This window comes from Micromonospora sp. R77 (genome assembly GCF_022747945.1).
GTDB lineage: Bacteria > Actinomycetota > Actinomycetes > Mycobacteriales > Micromonosporaceae > Micromonospora.
Genome location: NZ_JALDST010000001.1, coordinates 6,522,813 through 6,542,187 on the forward strand (window position 1 = coordinate 6,522,813; position 19,375 = coordinate 6,542,187).

At 74.2% G+C, this 19,375-nt stretch carries 19 protein-coding genes; 9 read left to right on the forward strand and 10 right to left on the reverse strand.

Going from position 1 to position 19,375, the window contains the following annotated elements; translation table 11 throughout:
- The first annotated feature begins 36 nt into the window (after positions 1-36).
- Genes MRQ36_RS30305 through MRQ36_RS30315 form a run of 3 tightly spaced genes read left to right on the forward strand, consistent with a single transcriptional unit; the run spans position 37 to position 2,986 of the window.
- Positions 37-804: a glycerophosphodiester phosphodiesterase family protein gene (locus MRQ36_RS30305; protein WP_242800148.1), complete on the forward strand. Its 768-nt coding sequence runs from the start codon at positions 37-39 to the stop codon at positions 802-804.
- 15 nt (positions 805-819) lie between these two features.
- Positions 820-2,211 carry an MFS transporter gene (locus MRQ36_RS30310; RefSeq protein ID WP_242800149.1) on the forward strand — a complete coding sequence of 464 codons (1,392 nt, stop codon included), beginning with the start codon at positions 820-822 and terminating at the stop codon, positions 2,209-2,211.
- Between the two features lie 55 nt (positions 2,212-2,266).
- Complete coding sequence (locus MRQ36_RS30315) at positions 2,267-2,986, forward strand: thymidine kinase (RefSeq protein WP_374250944.1); 720 nt, start codon at positions 2,267-2,269, stop codon at positions 2,984-2,986.
- A gap of 13 nt (positions 2,987-2,999) precedes the next feature.
- On the opposite strand, the gene MRQ36_RS30320 is transcribed toward MRQ36_RS30315, so the two are convergent.
- Complete coding sequence (locus tag MRQ36_RS30320; RefSeq protein ID WP_242800150.1) at positions 3,000-3,662, reverse strand: maleylpyruvate isomerase family mycothiol-dependent enzyme; 663 nt, start codon at positions 3,660-3,662, stop codon at positions 3,000-3,002.
- A gap of 72 nt (positions 3,663-3,734) precedes the next feature.
- Here MRQ36_RS30320 and MRQ36_RS30325 point away from each other — a divergent pair, with 72 nt between their 5' ends.
- The gene (locus MRQ36_RS30325) at positions 3,735-4,700 is read left to right on the forward strand and encodes a sigma-70 family RNA polymerase sigma factor (RefSeq protein ID WP_242800151.1); all 966 of its coding nucleotides are present in this window, start codon (positions 3,735-3,737) and stop codon (positions 4,698-4,700) included.
- Between the two features lie 6 nt (positions 4,701-4,706).
- Here MRQ36_RS30325 and MRQ36_RS30330 read toward each other — a convergent pair whose 3' ends face one another.
- Positions 4,707-5,165 (reverse strand): DUF4878 domain-containing protein, encoded by a 459-nt coding sequence (locus MRQ36_RS30330; protein ID WP_242800152.1) that lies wholly within the window; start codon positions 5,163-5,165, stop codon positions 4,707-4,709.
- 515 nt (positions 5,166-5,680) lie between these two features.
- On the opposite strand from MRQ36_RS30330, the gene MRQ36_RS30335 reads away from it, so the two are divergent.
- Both MRQ36_RS30335 and MRQ36_RS30340 read left to right on the forward strand, forming a co-directional pair.
- On the forward strand, positions 5,681-6,976 hold the full coding sequence (locus MRQ36_RS30335; protein ID WP_374250947.1) for an acyl-CoA dehydrogenase family protein: 1,296 nt from the start codon (positions 5,681-5,683) through the stop codon (positions 6,974-6,976).
- A 56-nt stretch (positions 6,977-7,032) separates the two neighbouring features.
- Entirely contained in the window at positions 7,033-7,404 is a 372-nt protein-coding gene (locus MRQ36_RS30340; protein WP_242800154.1) for a VOC family protein, read from the forward strand.
- Between the two features lie 52 nt (positions 7,405-7,456).
- On the opposite strand, the gene MRQ36_RS30345 is transcribed toward MRQ36_RS30340, so the two are convergent.
- From MRQ36_RS30345 to MRQ36_RS30365, 5 genes are all read right to left on the reverse strand, one after another.
- Complete coding sequence (locus MRQ36_RS30345) at positions 7,457-8,302, reverse strand: LLM class flavin-dependent oxidoreductase (RefSeq protein ID WP_242800155.1); 846 nt, start codon at positions 8,300-8,302, stop codon at positions 7,457-7,459.
- Between the two features lie 105 nt (positions 8,303-8,407).
- Positions 8,408-10,552: a hypothetical protein gene (locus MRQ36_RS30350; protein WP_242800156.1), complete on the reverse strand. Its 2,145-nt coding sequence runs from the start codon at positions 10,550-10,552 to the stop codon at positions 8,408-8,410.
- A 58-nt stretch (positions 10,553-10,610) separates the two neighbouring features.
- Positions 10,611-11,459: a hypothetical protein gene (locus tag MRQ36_RS30355; RefSeq protein ID WP_242800157.1), complete on the reverse strand. Its 849-nt coding sequence runs from the start codon at positions 11,457-11,459 to the stop codon at positions 10,611-10,613.
- The gene (locus tag MRQ36_RS30360; RefSeq protein WP_242800158.1) at positions 11,456-11,776 is read right to left on the reverse strand and encodes a PadR family transcriptional regulator; all 321 of its coding nucleotides are present in this window, start codon (positions 11,774-11,776) and stop codon (positions 11,456-11,458) included. The genes MRQ36_RS30355 and MRQ36_RS30360 overlap by 4 nt, the downstream gene beginning before the upstream one ends.
- A gap of 199 nt (positions 11,777-11,975) precedes the next feature.
- Entirely contained in the window at positions 11,976-12,617 is a 642-nt protein-coding gene (locus MRQ36_RS30365) for a TetR/AcrR family transcriptional regulator (RefSeq protein ID WP_242800159.1), read from the reverse strand.
- Between the two features lie 114 nt (positions 12,618-12,731).
- On the opposite strand from MRQ36_RS30365, the gene MRQ36_RS30370 reads away from it, so the two are divergent.
- From MRQ36_RS30370 to MRQ36_RS30380, 3 genes are all read left to right on the forward strand, one after another.
- Positions 12,732-13,883 carry a M20/M25/M40 family metallo-hydrolase gene (locus MRQ36_RS30370; protein WP_242800160.1) on the forward strand — a complete coding sequence of 384 codons (1,152 nt, stop codon included), beginning with the start codon at positions 12,732-12,734 and terminating at the stop codon, positions 13,881-13,883.
- 97 nt (positions 13,884-13,980) lie between these two features.
- Positions 13,981-15,123 carry a glutamate--cysteine ligase gene (locus tag MRQ36_RS30375; RefSeq protein WP_242800161.1) on the forward strand — a complete coding sequence of 381 codons (1,143 nt, stop codon included), beginning with the start codon at positions 13,981-13,983 and terminating at the stop codon, positions 15,121-15,123.
- A gap of 107 nt (positions 15,124-15,230) precedes the next feature.
- Positions 15,231-15,830, forward strand: a complete 600-nt coding sequence (locus MRQ36_RS30380) for a nitroreductase family protein (RefSeq protein WP_242801473.1) — start codon at positions 15,231-15,233, stop codon at positions 15,828-15,830.
- 7 nt (positions 15,831-15,837) lie between these two features.
- Here MRQ36_RS30380 and MRQ36_RS30385 read toward each other — a convergent pair whose 3' ends face one another.
- The 3 genes from MRQ36_RS30385 to MRQ36_RS30395 all read right to left on the reverse strand — a co-directional run bounded on the left by MRQ36_RS30385 (position 15,838) and on the right by MRQ36_RS30395 (position 19,109).
- Positions 15,838-17,421, reverse strand: a complete 1,584-nt coding sequence (locus tag MRQ36_RS30385) for an NAD(P)-binding domain-containing protein (RefSeq protein ID WP_242801476.1) — start codon at positions 17,419-17,421, stop codon at positions 15,838-15,840.
- Between the two features lie 69 nt (positions 17,422-17,490).
- Positions 17,491-18,132 carry a response regulator transcription factor gene (locus MRQ36_RS30390; RefSeq protein WP_242800162.1) on the reverse strand — a complete coding sequence of 214 codons (642 nt, stop codon included), beginning with the start codon at positions 18,130-18,132 and terminating at the stop codon, positions 17,491-17,493.
- Complete coding sequence (locus tag MRQ36_RS30395; RefSeq protein WP_242800163.1) at positions 18,129-19,109, reverse strand: sensor histidine kinase; 981 nt, start codon at positions 19,107-19,109, stop codon at positions 18,129-18,131. The genes MRQ36_RS30390 and MRQ36_RS30395 overlap by 4 nt, the downstream gene beginning before the upstream one ends.
- Positions 19,110-19,375 lie beyond the last annotated feature (266 nt).

Here is a 19,375-nt window from a genome sequence, read left to right on the forward strand (position 1 = left end):
ACCCGAACGACACCCGGGGCGGGCATACTGCCGGGCGTGCAGCCCCGCTTCGGCTACCTCGACGCCCCCGCGCCCCTCGCGTTCGCCCACCGCGGCGGCGCCGCCGACGGCGACGAGAACACCGCCGCCGCGTTCGCCCGCGCCATCGCGCTGGGCTACCGGTACGTCGAGACCGACGTGCACGCCACCGCCGACGGCGTCGCCGTGATCTTCCACGACCCCACCCTGGGCCGGGTCACCGGCGAACCCGGGCGCATCGCCGACCTGCGCTGGGCCGACCTGGCCTCGGTACGCGTCGGCGGCGCCGCCGTCGTCCCCCGCCTCGACGAGGTCCTCGGCGCCTGGCCCGAGGTCCGGTTCAACATCGACGTCAAGGCCGACAGCGGCGTCGTACCCACCGTCGACACCGTCACCCGGGTCGGCGCCGCCGAACGGGTGCTGCTCGCCTCCTTCAGCGACGCCCGGCTGACCCGGCTGCGCGCCCTGGCCGGGCCGAAGGTCGCCAGCAGCCTCGGCATGCGCGGCGTCGCCCGACTGCGGATGGCCTCCCTGCACGGCCGGCCGCTGCGGCTGCCGCCGTCCGTGGTCGCCGCCCAGGTCCCCGTCCGCTACGGGCGCATCCCCGTGGTCGACCGGCGGTTCCTGGCGTACTGCCACCGGATCGGGTTGCAGGTGCACGTGTGGACGATCGACGAACCTGCCGACATGCACGACTTACTTGATCTCGGTGTGGATGGCATCATGACCGATCACGTCGGCGTGCTGCGCGACGTCTACCGCAGCCGCGGCCACTGGGCCGCCTGAACCCCGAGGACCGCGATGGCCGAGACGGTCACCCCCGCCGTTGCCGACACCCCGCAACCGGCGAGCACTCGCCGCGAGCGGCGCGGCTGGTACCTGTACGACTGGGCGAACTCGGCGTTCCAGACCACCGTCATCACGGTCTTCCTCGGCCCGTTCCTCACCACCGTCACCGAACTGGCCGCCGGGTGCACGCTCGGCGCGGACAGCTGCGACGGGTACGTGCACCCGCTGGGCATCCGGGTCGCCGCCGGCTCCTACTACCCGTACCTAATCTCGCTGTCGGTGTTCCTGACCGTGTTCGTGCTGCCCGTGGTCGGCGCGGTCGCCGACCGGTCGACGCACAAGAAGCGGCTGCTCGCCGCCGCCGCGTTCACCGGCGCCGGCGCCACCGTCGCGTTCGCCTTCGTCACCGGCGAGCGCTACCTGCTCGGCGGGGCGCTGTTCCTGGTCGCGAACATCTCCTTCGGTGCGGCCGTGGTGGTCTACAACTCGTTCCTGCCGCAGCTCGCCGGCCCCGACGAACGCGACGCGGTCTCCAGCCGCGGCTGGGCCATCGGCTACCTCGGCGGCGGGCTGCTGCTGGCGCTCAACCTGGTCGCGGTCACCATGCTCAGCGAGGAGGGCAACCCGCAGCGCACCCTGGACCTGGCCCGCTGGTCGATCGTCTCGGCCGGGGTGTGGTGGGCGGCGTTCACCCTGCTGCCGCTGCGCTGGCTGCGCGAACACCCCACCGCCGAGGCGCAGCACGGCGGCGGGAACGTGCTCACCGACGGGTTCCGGCAACTCGGCCGCACCCTGCGGGAGGTCAAGGCGTACCCGCTGACGCTGTTCTTCCTGCTCGCCTTCCTGGTCTACAACGACGGCATCCAGACCGTCATCACCCTGGCCAGTCAGTACGGCACCGAGGAGCTGCGGCTGCCGCAGAGCACCCTGATCGTGACGATCCTGCTGGTGCAGTTCCTCGCCTTCGGCGGCGCCCTCGCGCTCGGCGCCCTGGCCCGGCGCATCGGCGCGTGGAAGACGGTGCTGCTGTCCCTGGTGCTGTGGACCGGTGTGATCATCGCCGCGTTCCGGCTGCCCGCCGAGGCGCCGGTGCCGTTCATGATCCTCGGCGGGGCGATCGGCCTGGTCCTGGGCGGCAGCCAGGCGCTGAGCCGATCGCTGTTCAGCCAGCTCATCCCCGCCGGCAGGGAGGGCGAGTACTACGGCTTCTACGAGATCAGCGACAAGGGCACCAGCTGGCTGGGGCCGCTCGCCTTCGGCCTGGTGTTCCAGCTCACCGCCTCCTACCGGGTGGGCCTGGTCTCCCTGCTGATCTTCTTCGTGGTCGGGTTCGCGCTGCTGGCCGCCGTGCCGATGCGGCGGGCCATCCTCGCCGCCGGCAACACCCCACCCCGGGTGCTCTAGCGGCGGACCCGCACGGGCCGGATCCAGCGGGGTCGATCGGCTAGGCTGCCCCGACGTGACCGACGACGCCGCTGCCGCCCCGATCTGTCTGGCCCGGCCCCTGCTGCCCGGCCCGGACGACACCCGCACCGGCTGCGCCGCCGCCCGTGGCCTCGACGGCCGGCCGCTGCACGCCGCCGCGCTGAAGTTCTTCTGGGGGCCGATGGACTGCGGCAAGTCCACGATGGCCCTGCAGATGAACCACAACCACGCCCGGCAGGGCCGCCGCGGGCTGGTCACCACCCGCATCGACCGGTCGCTGGGCCCGCAGGTCACCACCCGCATCGGCCTGGCCCACGCCGCGATCGAGGTCACCGACGGCCTGGATCTGCGCGACCTGGTCCGCGACGCGTGGGCCGACGGGGTACGCGTCGACTACCTCATCTGCGACGAGGCCTCCTTCTACGAGCTGGAACACGTCGAGCAGATGGCCGAGCTCGTCGACCACTACGACGTCGACGTGTACGCGTTCGGCCTGGCCACCGACTTCCGCTCCAGCCTCTTCCCGGCCGCCCGGCGGCTGTTCGAACTCGCCGACTCGGTGGCCCGCATCCAGGTCGAGGTGCTCTGCTGGTGCGGCCGGGAAGGGCTGCTCAACGCCCGGGTCGTCGACGGGCACGTCGTCCGCGAGGGCGCGCAGGTCGTCATCGGCGACACCGCCGACAGCACCGACGTGCGCTACCAGGTGCTGTGCCGCCGGCACTACCGCGCCGGCGACCTCGGCCCCCGCGACTGAACGGCGGCGACACTCACCCGCCCGCGGTGAAACGGGCCGCCGCGCCGCCGGTGAGGCGGCCCGGCGGCAGCCGGCGTCCACACACCACGAGCAGCAGGTCCTGGGCGAGCCCCGTCAGCGGCGTGCCGTCGCCCAGGCTCCAGTCGACGTCCGTGGCCCGCAGCCGCACCCCGGTGAGATCCACCCCGAAGTAGGCGATGTTGCGGGGCCGCATCCCGGTCAGCACCAGCGCCAACCGCTCCGGCGGCACCCGGCGGTCCACACCGAGACCGACGGTGATGTCGAGCCCGTGGATGACGTCGTGGGCCAACGCCCCGGCCACCCCGCCGCCCGGCGGCGTCCACGGATGGGTGGCCGTGTCGCGCCGCACCGCGACCAGCTGCTCCGGCGACATCCGGGCCGCGTCGCGGCGCGCGCACCGGTCCGCCATCCGGTCGAACCGGCCACCCGAGCGCACCAGTTCCGCCACGGTCCGCGGCAGGGACATCCGGAACGGCATGGTCACGTGGGCCACCACCTCGCGTACCCGCCACCCGACGCAGAGCGTCGGCGCGTCCCACTGCTCGCGGTCGAGCGTCGCCAGCAGCTCCGCCTGCTCCCGACGCTCCGCGACCACCGCCGCCCGCACCGGATCGTTCCCGTCCACCACGTCGTACCGCCCCTCGTCACCGCGCACGCCCGCCGCACGCTCCGACCGGGATACGGATCGGGGACGCGAAACTCATCGGTGGCTGCGTATGGTGGTGCGGTGCCGCAGACGCCGACCGACGGTGCTGCCCGGCTCGAGGCGTACCGCAGCGAGCTGACCGGCTACTGCTACCGGATGCTGGGCTCCGGTTTCGAGGCCGAGGACGCGGTCCAGGAGACGCTGACCCGGGCCTGGCGGTCCCTCGACCGCTACGACCAGCGGCGCGGATCCCTGCGCACGTGGCTCTACACCATCGCCACCAACATCTGCCTCGACATGCTGCGCAGCGCGCAACGGCGGGCGCTGGCCGTCGACCTCGGGCCGGCCGGGGGCGGCATCGGCGCGACCGAACCCGAACACACCTGGATCCTGCCGGCCCCCGACAGCCGGCTCCTGCCGGCCGACGCGTCCCCGGAACACCTGGTGGTGCAGCGGGAGACCCTGCGGCTGGCGTTCGTCGCCGCCCTGCAGCACCTGCCGCCCCGACAACGCGCCGTGCTGATCCTGCGCGACGTGCTGTGCTGGCGCGCGGAGGAGGTGGCGGGACTGCTGGACAGCAGCGTCGCCTCGGTGACCAGCGCCCTGCAACGGGCGAGGTCGACGCTGCGGACGGTCGCGCCGACACCCGGGGAGCCGCTGCGACCGCTGGACGACACCCAGCGCACCCTGCTCACCCGCTACTGCGACGCGTTCGAGCGGCACGACATCGACACCCTCGTCACCCTGCTGCACGAGGACGCCACGATGTCGATGCCGCCGCTGCGGTGGTGGCTGCACGGCCGCGAGCACATCCGCGTGGCGCTGCTCGACCCCGCCGGCTCCTGCGCCGGCGCCCGCCTCGTGCCCACCGCCGCGAACGGCACCCCGGCGTACTGGCAGACCCGGCCGGGCCCCGACGGCACCCACCTGCCGTTCGCGCTGGTCCTGCTCGACGTGGTCCGCGACCGGGTCACCGGCATCACCACGTACCTCGACGTCGACCGGCTGCTGCCGCTGTTCGGGCCGCCCGCCGCCGTAAGCCGGTGAGCGGGCTCAGAACGGGTCGCCGCAGACCCGCCACTGGCCGTTCTCCTGCACCACCGGCACCGGACGGGTCTCGGCGGCGCCCCCGTCGCGGACCACCCGCACCGTCACCGTGGCGCGCGGCCGACCACCCCGGGTCTGGATCGACACGTCGGTGATGTCATAGCCGCTGACCAGCGGCGGGGTACGCAGCCAACTGTCGAAGCCGACCGCGCTCCAGCGGCGGCGGGTGTCGGCGCAGAGCCGCTCGTACGCCTTGTCGACCTCGCCGACGGAGACCTCCCGGAAGAACCCGTCGGCGGTGTCCCGTACCGGGCCGCTGGCCTGCATCACCACCTGCACGTTCCACAACGCCAGGCCGGCGACCCCGACCAGGCACACGCCCATGCCGAGGCCACCGAAGAGCAGGCCGGTCCGCACCGGCCGGCCCCGCCGGGCGGGTCTGCGCCAGGACTGACCGCTGCCCATCACCACCGACGGTAGAGAACCGGGACGCCCCCGCGCAGGAACTTCCGGCCCTGTCGCCGTCGGGGTCCGATCGTCTACGGTCGGCGGCAGACCCGCGAAGGAGCAACGGATGACCCGTTACGTGCAGCCGGTGCCCGGCCCCGACGACCCGTACACCGGTGACCCGCTGCTGCGGTCGTGGCTGGAGCGGCAGCTCGGACCGGCCGGCCACGCCGCGGCGAAGGGCCGCCTGGCCGACCTGGCCGCCGACGTGGTCGGCCGCTGCGGGCCGCGCACGCCGACGCCGAGGCGCACCCGCCCACCCTGGTCCGCTACGACCCTGGGGCGCCCGCGTCGACCGGGTCGCCACCTCCGCCGGCTGGCAGGCCCAACGGCCGCCGCCGCCCGGCACGCCGTGGTCGCGCTGCCCTGGCTGGACGCCGCCCGCGGCACCTGGGGGCCGGCGCCGGGTCGTCCAGCACGCCCTGCTGCACCTGTACGCCCCCGAGTCGGCGACGTTCTCCTGCCCGGTGGCGATGGCCGACGGCGCCGCCGCGCTGCTCAGCCTCCCCGACGTCGACCCGGGAATCCGGGACGCCTGGCTGCCCCGCCTGATCTCCACCGACCCGGACACCGCGATCGTCAGCGGGCAGTGGATGACCGAGTCGCAGGGCGGCTCCGACCTGTCCCGCTCCAGCACCATCGGCCGGCCCGCCGCCGACGGCTCGTGGCGGCTCACCGGCGAGAAGTGGTTCTGCTCCGCCGCCGACGCACCGATGGCCGTCGCCCTCGCCCGACCCGACGGCGCCGGCCGGGGCAGCCGGGTGCTCGCGCCGTTCCTGGTGCCCCGGTACGCCGCCGACTCGCCGCTGACCGGGGTGAGCGTCGCACCGGACGCCCCCGCCCCCGGGGTGACCGTGCACCGGCTCAAGGACAAGCTCGGCACCTGGGCGCTGCCCACCGCCGAGATCGGGCTGCACGACGCGTACGCGCTGCCGCTCGGCGACCCGGCCGTGCCGGGGCTGGGCCGGGCGATGACCCTGGTCGTGGTGACCCGGGTGCACAACGCCTCCGCCGCGGCGTCCGGGATGCGCCGGGGACTGGCCCACGCGCTGGCGTACGCCCAGGCCCGGCAGGTCGCCGGGGGCCGGCTCGCCGAGTCGCCGCTGCACCGGGGCACCCTCGGCGGCCTGGCGGTCGACGCGGCCGGCGCGTTCGTCCTCGCCGGGCACGCGTTCGCCCTGCTCGGCCGGGTGGAGGTGGACGCCGACCCGGCCGCGGCGGCCGAGCTGCGGGTGGTCGCGCCGCTGGCGAAGCTCGCCACCGGCCGGCTCGCCGTGGCCTCCGCGAGTGAGTACGTGGAGGCGTTCGGCGGCGCCGGCTACGTCGAGGACACCGGCGTGCCCTGGCTGCTGCGCGACGCCCAGGTGCTGCCGATCTGGGAGGGCACCACGAACGTGCTGGCCTTGGACGTGCTGCGGGCGGTCACCCGCGAGGACGCCGGCGCGCCGCTGCTGCACCGGCTGGCCGCCGCCGTGGACCTGGCCCGCCCGCTGTCGGCCGCGCTCGCCGACACCCTCGCCGAGGTCACCGCCGAGCTGCGCGCCACCCTCACCACGGTGACGGCCGACCCGACCGGCGTCGACGTGGTGGCGGGCGCCCGGGGACTCGCCCTGCGGCTGGCGTACGCGCTGACCACCGCGCTGCTGGTGGAACACGCCGCGTGGGGCGACGAGCAGGCCGAGGTGGCCGCCCGGCTCTGGGCGCGCCGCCGGCTGCGGCACGAGGACGTGGCCGCCGAGGCACACCGGCACCTGGAGCTGCTCTGCTGAACAGTTTCCCGCGTACCTGCCAGAAGGTGTCAGGATCTGCCGACAGGATGACCGGCATGACAGTCACCGCCGACCTCGCGATGGTCAACCTCGACAGCTCCGACCCGGTCGCCCACGCCGGTTTCTATGCCCGTGTCCTCGGTTGGGAGATCACCCACAGCCAGGCCGAGTACGCCATGATCAGCAAGGATGGGACCTCGATCGGGTTCGGTCTGGTCCCCGGATACGCGCCGCCGGCCTGGCCGGACGAGACCGCCGGCAAGCGCTACCACCTCGACCTCTACGTCGACGACCTCGGCGTGGCCGAGAAGGAGTTCGTGGCGGCCGGGGCCACCCGGCCCGAGGCGCAGCCCGGCGGCGAGCGGTGGGTGGTGCTGATCGACCCGATCGGCCAGCCGTTCTGCATCTGCCCCCGCCCGCAGGGCTGACGACGCACCCGGCGCGTCGGGCGGGATCCACCCGCCCGACGCGCCGATGTTCTCAGCGCAGCGGGCCCCGGGCGACCGCCGCCCGCATCTCCTCCGGGTCGCCGGCCTTGACGAACTCCAACCACCAGGTCGCCCCCGCCGCCGCCAACTCGCCCACGTACGCCCGCTCGGCGCGCTCGTCCGCCCGGCGTCGCCGGCCCCCGATCGCCACGTCGAACGGCTCGCCGTCGGCCCGCGTCGCCGGTAGCGCCGCCACCAGTTCGTGCACCTCGTCCGGGGTGAAGTCCGACCACCCGTCGGTGTCGGTCAGCTTGTAGGGCACGATCCCGTCGGCGCGGGCGGCGCGCCGCCGCACCGCCCCGGCCTGGGTGCTGCCGCCCACCCAGACCGGCACCCGAGGGGTCTGCACCGGCGCCGGCCGCAGGGTGACCCCGTCGGCCCGGTAGTGGACACCCTCGTGCGCGACCCGGACGCCGCCGAGCAGCCCGACCAGCAGGTCCAGGCCCTCGTCCAGCATGGCCGCCCGGGTCTTCAGGTCGGTCTGCTCACCGAACGCCGCGACGCCCCGGTCGCCCGGGTCACCGACGCCGACCGCCACGGTGGCCCGACCGGCGGAGAGGTGGTCCAGGGTGAGGACCTCCCGCGCGAGCTTCGCCGGCCGTCGACGCGGAAGTGACGTCACCGTCGTGCCCAACCGGATGTGCCCGGTGTGCCCGGCGATCGCGGCGAGCAGCAGCCACGGGTCGTAGGTGGGCGGATCATCGCCGTCGTAGTGGATCAGGTAGTCCTCGAGGAACACGCCGTCCCAGCCGGCCCGCTCGGCCAGCTCCCCCAACTCGACCAGCAGGGACGCCGTCACCGCCGGCCCACCGCAGCAGATCTCCAGTCCGTGTCGCATCCCGCGACCGTAGGACCGGGGTCGGACACTCGCGCGGGCGGGACGACGTCGTCGGGTCGTCGGAAGCCCGACGATCTTCCCCGTCGTGCTCGGTAGACGCGGTGCTCAGGGCGCGGGGCGCACCTCGGGGTAGCGGGGATCCGGCCGAGGCTCGGGCTGACCGCGCAGCACATGGTCCACGAACGCGTGGACACAGGCGGACACGACGGCCAGGGCTCTGCTCCCGTTCAGCTCGCCGAGCTGCACCAGTCCGTGCAGTGGTGCGGGGATGTAATAGGCGCCGTAGTCGGTGAAGTTGAAGTGTTTCGCCCCGACGATCTCGTACCGGAGCACGGGGCCGGTACTGGCCGCGCGCACACTCCGGCTGGCGGCGTCGATGTCGTCCTCGACGGCGTCCCTGGGGTGACAGGCCCCGGCGACGCAGTCACCGGGCGTGCCGAGCAGCATCACGGGCACGGCCAGCCCCTGGTGCACCACCGTGCCGTAGGGGGTGCCGTCCAGGTCGACCGCGCCCGCACAGCGCGGGTCGTCGTGGCAGGCCTGCAAAGACGCGGCGCCGCCGAAGGAGTGCCCGACGTACGCGACTCGCGAGGCGTCGACATGGTCGGTCAGCGGGCCACCGGCAGCGGCCGTCCGACCGGCCACGAAGCGGGCGTCGGCGGCCCAGACCGGCACCAGCCGATCCCCGCCGGCACGATCGAAGTCCTGCGGGTTGCCCGCCGGCGTACGTCCCACCGCGTGTCCCTCCAGGACGGTGACGTTGGCGCTGTAGGTCGGGGTGAGGCCGGCGACCACGTAGCCGTGGCTGGCCAGGTCCTCGGCCAACGCAGCGAACTGCGGCGCGGCCAGCCCCATCCCGGGTTCGAACACGACCAGGGGGAACCGGCCGGCGGCCACCGGCGATTCGGCGACCGCATGGGTGCGTACGGCGTCGAGGCGGTTGGCCAGGATCCCGAAGCGCAGCATCCGCGCCCAGTGACCGGGCGCATACGGTGCCGGCCGTCCGGAGATGCCGGCCGGCGCGGGGTACCACACCCACACCGACAGCTCACGGTGCTGCCCGGGTTCGGGTGCGAGCGGATCGATGCGGTCGGTGTCGGTCCAGTCGAAGGCGGTCCGGCCCACCCGGTACGGCCCCGTCGGCGCCGGTAGGCTCCGCGGCAGCACGTGTCGTACGCCCAGGTAGCCCACCGTGCCGACGAGGGCCAGCACGAGCGCCAGCGGCACCGCGACCAAGGCCCTGGTCAGCCGGCGTCGACGCCGTCGGACCGCCTGCACCAGCAGGGTGATCAGCCCCGCGAGTGCCGCGAATGCCACGATTACGCCGGCCAGCCGCCCCCAACTGGTGACCGGAAAGTCGACCAGCGCGCCGATGCCGTCCCGGAACGCCACGGCGACCGGCACACTCGCGACCGCCGCGTAGCCGGCGCGCACCAGGCCGGGACGCCGCGCCGGGGCCGGGTCGGCCGGTCGTAACACGCCCAGGTAGGCGTTGAGCGGGATCAACGCCGTGACCAGGCAGGCGGTACCGATGATCAGCCGCATCGCCGCCGCCTCGACCGGGTGCGGCCCGAGGCCGTCACCGAGCGCCTCGGCCACAGTGAACCCCACGGACACGACGACGCCGGCCAGCACCACGGCGGCCAGCCGGTGCCGGCGCAACCCGTACCGACCATCGACGAGTACCCGCCGCACCCGGTCGAGCGCTTCCACCCCGGCGCGGCCGGTCCTGCCGTGTCGTCCGACCAGAGCACCCACGCCGGACACCACGTCGTCGACCCAGTCCCGATCGGGCCGGATCTGGGCGGGCTCACCGCTCCGCCGAGTGGTCCACCACATCGTTGCGGCGACCGTCAACGTGACCAGGCTGACCAGGGCCAGCGCCGCGATCAGCAGGCGGCCCGTGCCGCCCCACCCCTCCTCGTGTACGCCCAGGCCGACCGCGGCCCAGTCGGCTGCCGCGGTCGCCGTGACCATGCCCAGCAACGCCCGGCCGCCGCGCTGCAGATCCCTCGGCGCGGCGGCGGGACGCGGGAGGGCGAGCCGTATCGCCAACGCGACCGCCAGCACCGGTACCAGCAGCTGGGTGCAGGACACCACCAGGTCGTACGGGTCGTCCCGCCAGGGACTGTGCGCGCGCAGTGCCCGCACCTGCGTCGTGGCAACCGCGAACCCGGTGAACAACACCGCGCAACCCACGCACCACCAGGACACGCGGCGCACCATCGCCGGTGGGTGGTCCTCGCCCATGTCCGCTCGCCCCCGCCCGCTCGTACGTGAGACGATACTACGTGAGACGATAGTCGGGTCAATGCTGGCGCGTCATCCACAGCGCCGGGATCGTCCGCCGGGTGCTGGACAACGCGCCGGCAGCGGCGACCACCGCGATCACCGCGGCGCCGAACGCCCAGGGGTCGTCGTGACCGGCCAGCAGCACCGCCGCCGCCTGCACGACCGCGAGCACGGTCAGCGCGACCGTCACACCGGTCGCCAGGACGGCGGGCAGCCGCATGACCCCGACCGGCGGTGCGGCCCGGCGCAGAGCGACCGGCGGACCGGCCGCACTGACCGCCGCGAGGGCGACCAGCCCCGCCAGCCACCCCAGCACCGCCGCCAGGAACGCGGTGGACGGGTGCAGCCACACCGCCGGATGTCCTCGCCGCAGCAGCCACAGGCCACCGGTGACCGCCGACTCCAGCACCAGCAGCACGGCGGCGGGCATCAGCGGTCGCCACACCCGGCTGCGGCCCGACCGCAGCGCCGGCAGCAGCACGCGGCGGACCAGCGGCACCGCGCCGCCGGCCGCGAGGACACCGCCGGCCAGCAACACCAGCCAGGTGCATTCCACCAGCGTTCGCACGACGCCGTTCGCACCCTGGGCCGGCGGATCGAGCAAGGCCCGCGCCACCACCGGAACCGTCAGCATCCCGACCCACCAGGCCACCCAGATCACCGACAGCCCGGCCTGCACCCGCATCCGCACCCGCTCGCCCGGTTCGCCGGTGAACGTCGGGTACAGCCACGCCGCCGCCGCGCCGACCGCGAGATCCCCCCACGCGCGCGGCCCCGCACCGGCGTCCTCGACCAGCGCCGCCAGTTCGGCGCCGTACCGTTCACGGAACGACGGCGGGTAGCAGGCCAGCAGTACGCGGATCACGGAAGCGCCGCCGACAACCGCGCCAGGCCGGTACGCGCGAACCGCGACATGTCGGTCAACCGCTGCGACAACGCCTGCGCCCCCGCCGCGGTCAGCCGGTACGGCCGACGACGGTCGTCCCCCGGCAGCGCCTCCACCAGGCCCTGCTCCTCCAGCCGGGCGAGCGCACCGTAGAGCGTCCCGGGCCCCATCGTGATCCCCGCCTGCTCGGCGACGTCCTGCACGATCGCGTACCCGTGCTTCGGGCCACCCGCCAAGCTACCCAGGATCAGCACCGGCGGGTTTCCCCAGGTCAACTGGTCGGTACGGCGCACCACCGCAACACCCCCTCTAGTACGTCATACGATACATACCGGCCATCGGACCGCGAGGCTCCACATCGCAGGCGAGGGACCGGCGCGAAGTGGCCGTGCCGGCCGGCCGGCGGTAGCAGGGGCAGGCCCATCACGTCGGCGAAGAACCGGGCCGCCGCCCGGTGGTCGAGCGCCGGCACGATCGTGTGGTTGAGGGTGACGGTCACCGGGCCTCCCCGGTGGGCGTGAGCGCGCCGTGCAGGAACAGGTCGACCAGTTCGGCCGGGGCGGGCGGCGTGCCGAGCGCCTGCCGCCGGGGCGTCAGCAGCGTGACGAACAGGTCGGCCAGCCGGTCGGCGGGCAGCCGGAGCCGGTCCAGGTCCGGCACGAACAACGCGGCGACGGCGTCGCGTACGGCCTCGGTCGACTCGTCGCGTCCGGGTCGGCCGGTGCGCCCGGCCTCGGGTGCCGGAGCCCGTCGCGGTCCCTGGTCGTCCTCGGGCCGGCGGGCGGCGTGAACGGCGCCCAGGACCGCGCCGAGCCGGTCGAGGTGGGCCAGCAGGGCGGTGGCGGCGGCCACGAGGCGGTCCGCGAGGGGTTGCGCCACGTCGACCGCGGCCAGTTCGTCGAGCACGGTGTCGGGGCGCAGCACCTCGGCCACGCACGCCTCCAGCAGGGCGTTCTTGTCGGCGAAGGCCCGGAACACGGTGCCCTCACCGATGCCGGCGGCGCGGGCCACCTGGGCGGTGGTGACCGCCGGCCCGTACGTGGTGAGCAGCGGGAGGGCCGCTCGCACGATCATGTCGCGGCGTCTTTCGGGGCTCATGCCGGGCACTCGGCGGCGGCGTTCCTCGATGTCGGTCATGCGGACATTCGGCGGAGTGAGCACTCACTCCGGCAATGGAATATCGACGACCGTGGTGGTTACTGAGCACGATCGCACCCGGTCGCAGCCCGCCACCGGTGACACGATCGATCCATGACGGACGTGACGGACATGCTGCGCGGGGCACAGGTCAGGGCGACGTCGATGGTCGACCGACTGGCGGAGCTGGTGACCTGCGAGTCACCACCGGGAGCGGTGGACGGGTTGTCGGCCTGCGCCGACCTGCTGGACACCTGGGGCAGCACGGCAATGGGCCGGCCCGCGCAGCGGGTGACGGTGGACGGCCTGCCGCACCTGCTGTGGCCGGCCGCGCAGCAGCAGGTGCTGCTGCTCGGACACTTCGACACGGTGTGGCCGGCCGGGACGATCCAGCAATGGCCGTTCTCGGTACGCGGGACCCTCGCGACCGGGCCCGGGGTGTGCGACATGAAGGCCGGCATCGTGCAGATGCTCACCGCGCTGACGCTGCTGCCGGACACCTCGCGGGTCGGCCTGCTGCTGACCTGCGACGAGGAGAGCGGCTCGCCCGGCTCCCGGGCGCTGATCGAACAGCAGGCCGCCCGCTCCGGTGCGGTTCTCGTCGGTGAACCGTCCACCGAGGCCGGTGAGCTGAAGGTCGCCCGCAAGGGCGGATCCGCATACCGGCTGACGGTACGCGGACGCGCCGCGCACGCCGGGGTGGAACCGCACCGGGGCGTCAACGCGGGCGTCGAGGCGGCGCACCAGGTGCTGGCGGTGCAACGGTTCGCCGCCGGGGAGACCACGGTGACCCCGACCGTGCTCACCGCCGGCACCATGTCGAACGTGGTGCCCGAGTCGGCGGTGCTCTCGATCGACGTACGGGCGTGGACCCGGGAGGAGCTGCACCGCGTCGACGACCTGGTCCGCGCGCTGCGACCCCACCTGGCCGGATCCCGGTTGAGCGTCGGCGGCGGGATCAACCGGTATCCGCTGCTGGAGGAGGTGTCCGCGCCGCTGCTGCGCCTCGCCCAGGACGCCGCCGCGCGGCTGGGGCTGCCACCGGTCCGTGGCGCGTACGCGTCGGGGGCGTCGGACGCCAACTTCACCGGCGCGTTGGGAGTGCCCACCCTGGACGGTCTGGGCGGGGTCGGTGGGCTGCCGCACGCGCGCGGCGAGTGGGTCGACGTGTCCCGGATGCCCGAACGCACCGCGCTGCTGGCGGCCATGGTCGGGCAGCTGCTCACCGCCGGCCTGCCGACTCCGGCGAGCGCACCGTCAACGTGAGCTGACGCAGGGTGTTCCTGGCGTCCTGTCGCCGATACCCTGTCGCGGGGCCGTGTCGAGCGGCCGGTGGGACCGCGAGTGGGAGGCGGTTGTCGGGATGGCGCGACACGACGCGGGGCCCGGCCCGCGGCTCGGGGTGGAGGAGGAGTTCCTCGTCGTCGACGCGGCGACCCGGACGGTGGTGCCCCGCGCGGCGGCGGTGGTGGCCCGGGCGGCCGACCGTCTCGGACCGCGGGTGTCGGGTGAGATCACCGAGTTGCAGGTCGAGACCCGGACCAGTCCGGTGTGTTCGGTCAAGGAACTGGTCGACCAACTGGTCGAGGCGCGCCGGGTGGTGGCCCGGGCCGCGGCGGCCGACGGGCTGCGGGTGATCGCGTCGGGCACGTCGGTGCTGCCCGGCGCGGCCGACCCGCCGGTGACCCGGGGGCCGCGGCAGGACCGGGGCACGGCGACGTTCCGAGGGCTGCACGACGAGCTGGCGATCTGCGCCCTGCACGTGCACGTGGAGATGCCGGACCGGGAGCGGGCGCTGCTGGTCGGCAACCACCTGCGCGCGTACCTGCCGCTGCTGGTGGCGATGACCGCGAACTCGCCGTACTGGGAGGGCCGGGACTCCGGGTACGCGAGCTGGCGCACGATGATCTGGCCCCGGTGGCCGGTGGCCGGTCCCCCGCCCCGGTTCGACTCGCAGGAGCACTACGAGCGGGTGGTGGCCATGCTCCACGAGGCCGGTGCCGTCGTCGACGCCGGCACCCTGTTCTGGGACATCCGGCCGTCGGTGACCCACCCGACCGTGGAGGTGCGGGTCGCCGACGTCCCGGTGACGGCACCGGAGTCGGCGCTGGTGGCGGCGCTGGTGCGGGCGTGGGCGGCACACGCCGACGAGGCGGTGGTCGGCGGCGACACCGGCCCCGACATCCCGGCCGAGCTGCTGCGGGCGGCGTACTGGCGGGCGGCGCGCGACGGCCTCGACGGTGAGGTGCTGGACGTGACGACGGGTCGGTTGCGCCCGGCGCGGGAGGCGCTGGCCGACGCGGTCGCCGAGGCGATGCCCCGGTTGCGGTCGTACGGCGACGCGGAGCTGGTGGACGGCTGGCTACGGTCGCTGCTGGCGGCCGGCAGCGGGGCCACCCGGCAACGGGCGGCGGTGGCCCGGCGCGGCGTGCTGACCGACGCGGTGGACTTCCTGGCGGCGTCGGTCAGCGACGCCGAGGCGACCCAGGAGAGCTTTTTCGCGTAACCCGTCGGGGCCCGGTCTGGGTGATGCTGGAGGACGGGTGGGGTGAGGAGGCCAGCATGAACACGATCGGGGCCACGGCCGGCGGTGCGGTGCTGCCGGCGGCGCAGATGGTCGCGACGGCACGCGAGTTCGCCGACCGGATGGCTGGCCGGCGTTCCATCCGGCACTTCGCGCCGGATCCGGTGCCGATGGAGGTGATCGAGGAGGCGGTACGGGCGGCGTCCACGGCGCCCAGCGGCGCGAACCTGCAGCCGTGGCGGTTCGTGGTGATCACCGACCCGGACCGCAAGCGCCGGCTGCGGGAAGCGGCGGAGGCCGAGGAGAAGGAGTTCTACCAGCGGCGCGCCTCGCCGCAGTGGCTGGAGGCGATCGCGCCGATGGGCACGGACTGGCGCAAGCCGTTCCTGGAGGTCGCGCCGGTGGTGATCGTGGTGTTCGAGGTGCACCAGGGCCCGCGCACCCCGAAGCCGTACTACGTCAAGGAGTCGGTGGGCATCGCGGTGGGCCTGTTGATCACGGCGCTGCACCAGGCGGGCCTGGCGACGCTCACGCACACCCCGAGCCCGATGCGGTTCCTCAACACGGTCTGCGAGCGACCGCCGGAGGAACGGCCCTACGTGGTGATGCCGGTGGGGTTCCCCGCCCCGGACGCGTTCGTGCCGGACCTTGCGCGCAAGCCCCTGCGGGAAGTACTGGTACGGCGGTGACCGCCGCTCAGCGCGACCGGGGCAGCTCGCGGGCGAACCAGTCCCGCAGCGGCGCGACGTGCCGGTCGGGGCGGCGCCACTCGGCGAGCAGGTCCTCCAGCAGGTGCAGCTCCTCGACGAGGGTGTCCCCCCGGTAGCGGCGTACCACCGGATGGATGAAGGCGCTCTCGGCGGCCCGGTCGGGTTGCGGGTGGCGCTCGATGGCGAAGACGTCCCCGTACTCGTCGCGCCCCCACCGCAGCCCGAACGTGTAGTAGTGCGGGTGGTCACGGAAGCGGTCGCGGAGGTGGTCCTCGGGCAGGTCGACGTAGTGGCGTACCCGGCCGTCGGGGTCGACGACGAGGGCGTCGCTGAGGAACTCGAACTGGGTCCACAGGGCGGAGCTCCAGTTGACCCGGTCGAGCACCACGGAGGTGAGGGTGTCCGGGTCGCCGTCGACCACGTCGTGCCGCAGCGGCACGTCCTCGTAGCGCTCGCGCAGCAGCGCGGTGAGGGCCCGCAGGTTGTAGCGGAAACCGTCGACGAACGCCGACGAGGCGCGCTTGAAGTCGCGGTCCTGGGCGATGGTGCCGGCGAAGTAGAGCCCGTCGACGGTGCGGGACTGCCAGTCGGGGGTGGTGACGGGCATCCGGCCGCTGGGCACCATCGCCGGCGCGCAGTCGGGGGCGAACAGCGAGGTGTCCATGGCGAAGCCGGTGCAGCGCAGGACCGACTCGTACTCCATCACCGCGGTCTCGCCGTCGGCGTGGGTGTAGGTGAGGTGCACCTCGTACCGGTTGCCGACGGGGCGGATCTCGTCGATGACGCAGTCGAGCACGGAGTGCAGGGTCTTGAACTGGTAGCTGTCGAGCACGGCGCCGTGGTGGCCGCGGACGTCACCGGGGTGCTTGGTGTTCCAGGCCAGTCGCAGCGGGCGGGGGCTGGCCAGGTGGACCATCGCGGCGTGACCGAGGATCGACGAGGCGGTCTCGAAGGCCGAGTTGCCCTTCCCGATGATCAGCACCCGCTGGCCCGCGTAGTGCGCGGGGTCCGTCGCCATGTCCTCGTAGCCGGTGGCGTGTTCGATGCCACGGATGTCGGGGACGTTGGGCCGCCCCCAGCCGGTGGCGACGATGACGCAGCGGGCGCGCAGCGTCCCCTGCGGGGTGGTCAGCAGGAAGCCGTCGCCGTCGCGCCGCACCTGCCGCACCGGGGTGTCGAAGCGCACCGCGAGCTGGTGGTAGCGCTGGAAGTCGGTCAGGTAGCGCACCATGTCGTCGGCGTGCGGGTAGTACTCGCTGCTGTACTTCGCGAACGGCAGGTCGGCCGGTTCGTGCAGCAGCGAGTTCCAGTCCCAGCGCAGCCGGATCTCCGGGTCGGTGCTGGTCGAGTGCACCTTGTTCAGGGAGATCAACCGGCGGTGCCGGGGGAACCGGCGGAAGAACCCGGCGGGCGCGGCGGCGCGTTCGAGGGTGACGTAGTCGCCGCCGGCCTGCTGCAGGTAGTAGCTCAACTGCAGGCCGGCGGGGCCCGCGCCGATGATCACGTAGCGGTGCTCCTCCACCACGTCCCGTCCGTCGTGCCGCTCTGCCCGCGCTGCGCTGTGCCCCATCACGCCAGCGACGATCGCCTATGGGTAGTGGACCTGTCAACGCTCCGTACGGGCCATTGTGGACACCGTTCAGATCATTCGTCGGATCAGACCGAGCCGGGTCGCGGTGGCCACGGCGGCGGTCCGGGAGTCGACGCCCAGCTTGGTGAAGATCCGGGCCAGGTGCGACTTGACGGTGCCCTCGGTCAGGTGCAGGCGGGCGGCGACGGCCTGGTTGGACAGCCCGCCGGCGACCAGGGCGAGCACCTCGGTCTCGCGCCGGGTCAGCGCCGTGCCGGGGTCGCGCAGCCGGCTCATGAGCCGGTCGGCGACGGCCGGGGCCAGGGTGGTACGGCCCGCCGCGGCGGTCCGGACGGCGGCGGCCAGCTCCTCGGGCGGGGCGTCCTTGAGCAGGTAGCCGGTGGCGCCGGCGGCGATGGCGGGCAGGATGTCGGCGTCGGTGTCGTACGTCGTGACGATCAGCACCCGGGGGGCGTGCGGTCCGGCGGTGATCGCGGCGGTCGCCTCGGCCCCGGTCATCCCCACCCCGAACTGCAGGTCCATGAGCACGACGTCGAGGTCGCCCGCGCCGGCCCGGGCGACGGCCTCCTCGGCGGTGGCGGCCTCCGCCACCACCTCGATGCCGGGTTCGGTCTCCAGCACCGCGCGCAGCCCGGCGCGGACCACGGGATGGTCGTCGGCCAGCAGCAGCCGGATCGGGGCGTCGGTCACGGCCGGACCTCCGTCGCCTGCGGGGCCAGGGGCAGCCGGGCGGCCAGCGCGGTGCCGCGGCCCGGCGCGGACTCGACGGTGAGCGTGCCGCCGAGGGCCAGCACGCGGGCACGCATCCCGGCCACCCCGAACCCACCGGTCTCCGGATCGGGTACGGGAAGACGGTCGGGGTCGAAGCCGAGCCCGTCGTCGACGACCTCCACCGCGACCTGGTCACCGAGATAGCGCAGGGTGACGTCGGCGGTGGTGGCGTCGGCGTGCCGGACGGTGTTCCCGAGGGCGGACTGCGCGACGCGCAGCAGGGCGACCTCCGACGCGGCCGGCAACGGCACCGGCTCGCCGGTCAGGTCGAACCGCACGGTGAGCCGGTGCCGGGCGTCGGTGGCGGCGCACAGTCGGGCCAACGCGTCACCCAGGGTGACCCCTTCGAGGGCCGGCGGGGCGAGCGCGGCGACCAGCCGGCGGGCCTCGGCGAGGTTGTCGACGGCGGCGCGGCGGGCCTGGTCGACATGGCCGGCGGCCTTCTCCGGCGTGCCGGGCAGGGCCCGCTCGGCGGCCCGCAGCAGCAGTTGGATGCTGGAGAAGCCCTGGGCGAGGGTGTCGTGGATCTCCCGGGCCAGGCGCTCCCGTTCGGCGAGCACACCGGCGGTGTGCTGCGCCTCGGCCAGGTCCGCGCGGGTCGCGGTGAGCTCCTCGATCAGCCTCCGGCGCTGTTCGCTCTCCCGGTACAGGGCCTGGTAGCCCCACACCACGGCGACCGCCACCGCCGCGCCGAGGAACGGGCCGATGGCCATCGCCGGGTGGAAGGAGCCCTGGTGCGCGGCGAAGCCGCCGACGGCCGCCGCCGCGGTGGCCGCCACGGCGGCCAGGCCGGCCCGGCGGGACAGCAGGTGCAGCTGCAGGAAGTACAGCGGGAAGGCCAGCCACACCCCGTCGGCAGACAGGGCCAGCAGCACCAACCACCCGGCGCCCAGCACGGCCAGCCACCCCGCGGCGGCCCGCCGGGAGCGGCCGACCGGGGCAGCAGCGGCCCGGCCGCGTAGACCAGACCGCACGCCACGGCCACGGCGACGACCGTCCCGGCGTACGGGCGGTCGCCGGTGACCGCCCGCCAGGCGGTCAGCGCGAGCAGCACGACGACCAGCAGGTGCAGGCACCAGGTCAGGACGCGGGTGGCGGGAGCGGTGTTCACGGTCCTTCCAGCTTAGGGGCCCTCGGCGTCCGGGCGCCTCTGTCGAACGAT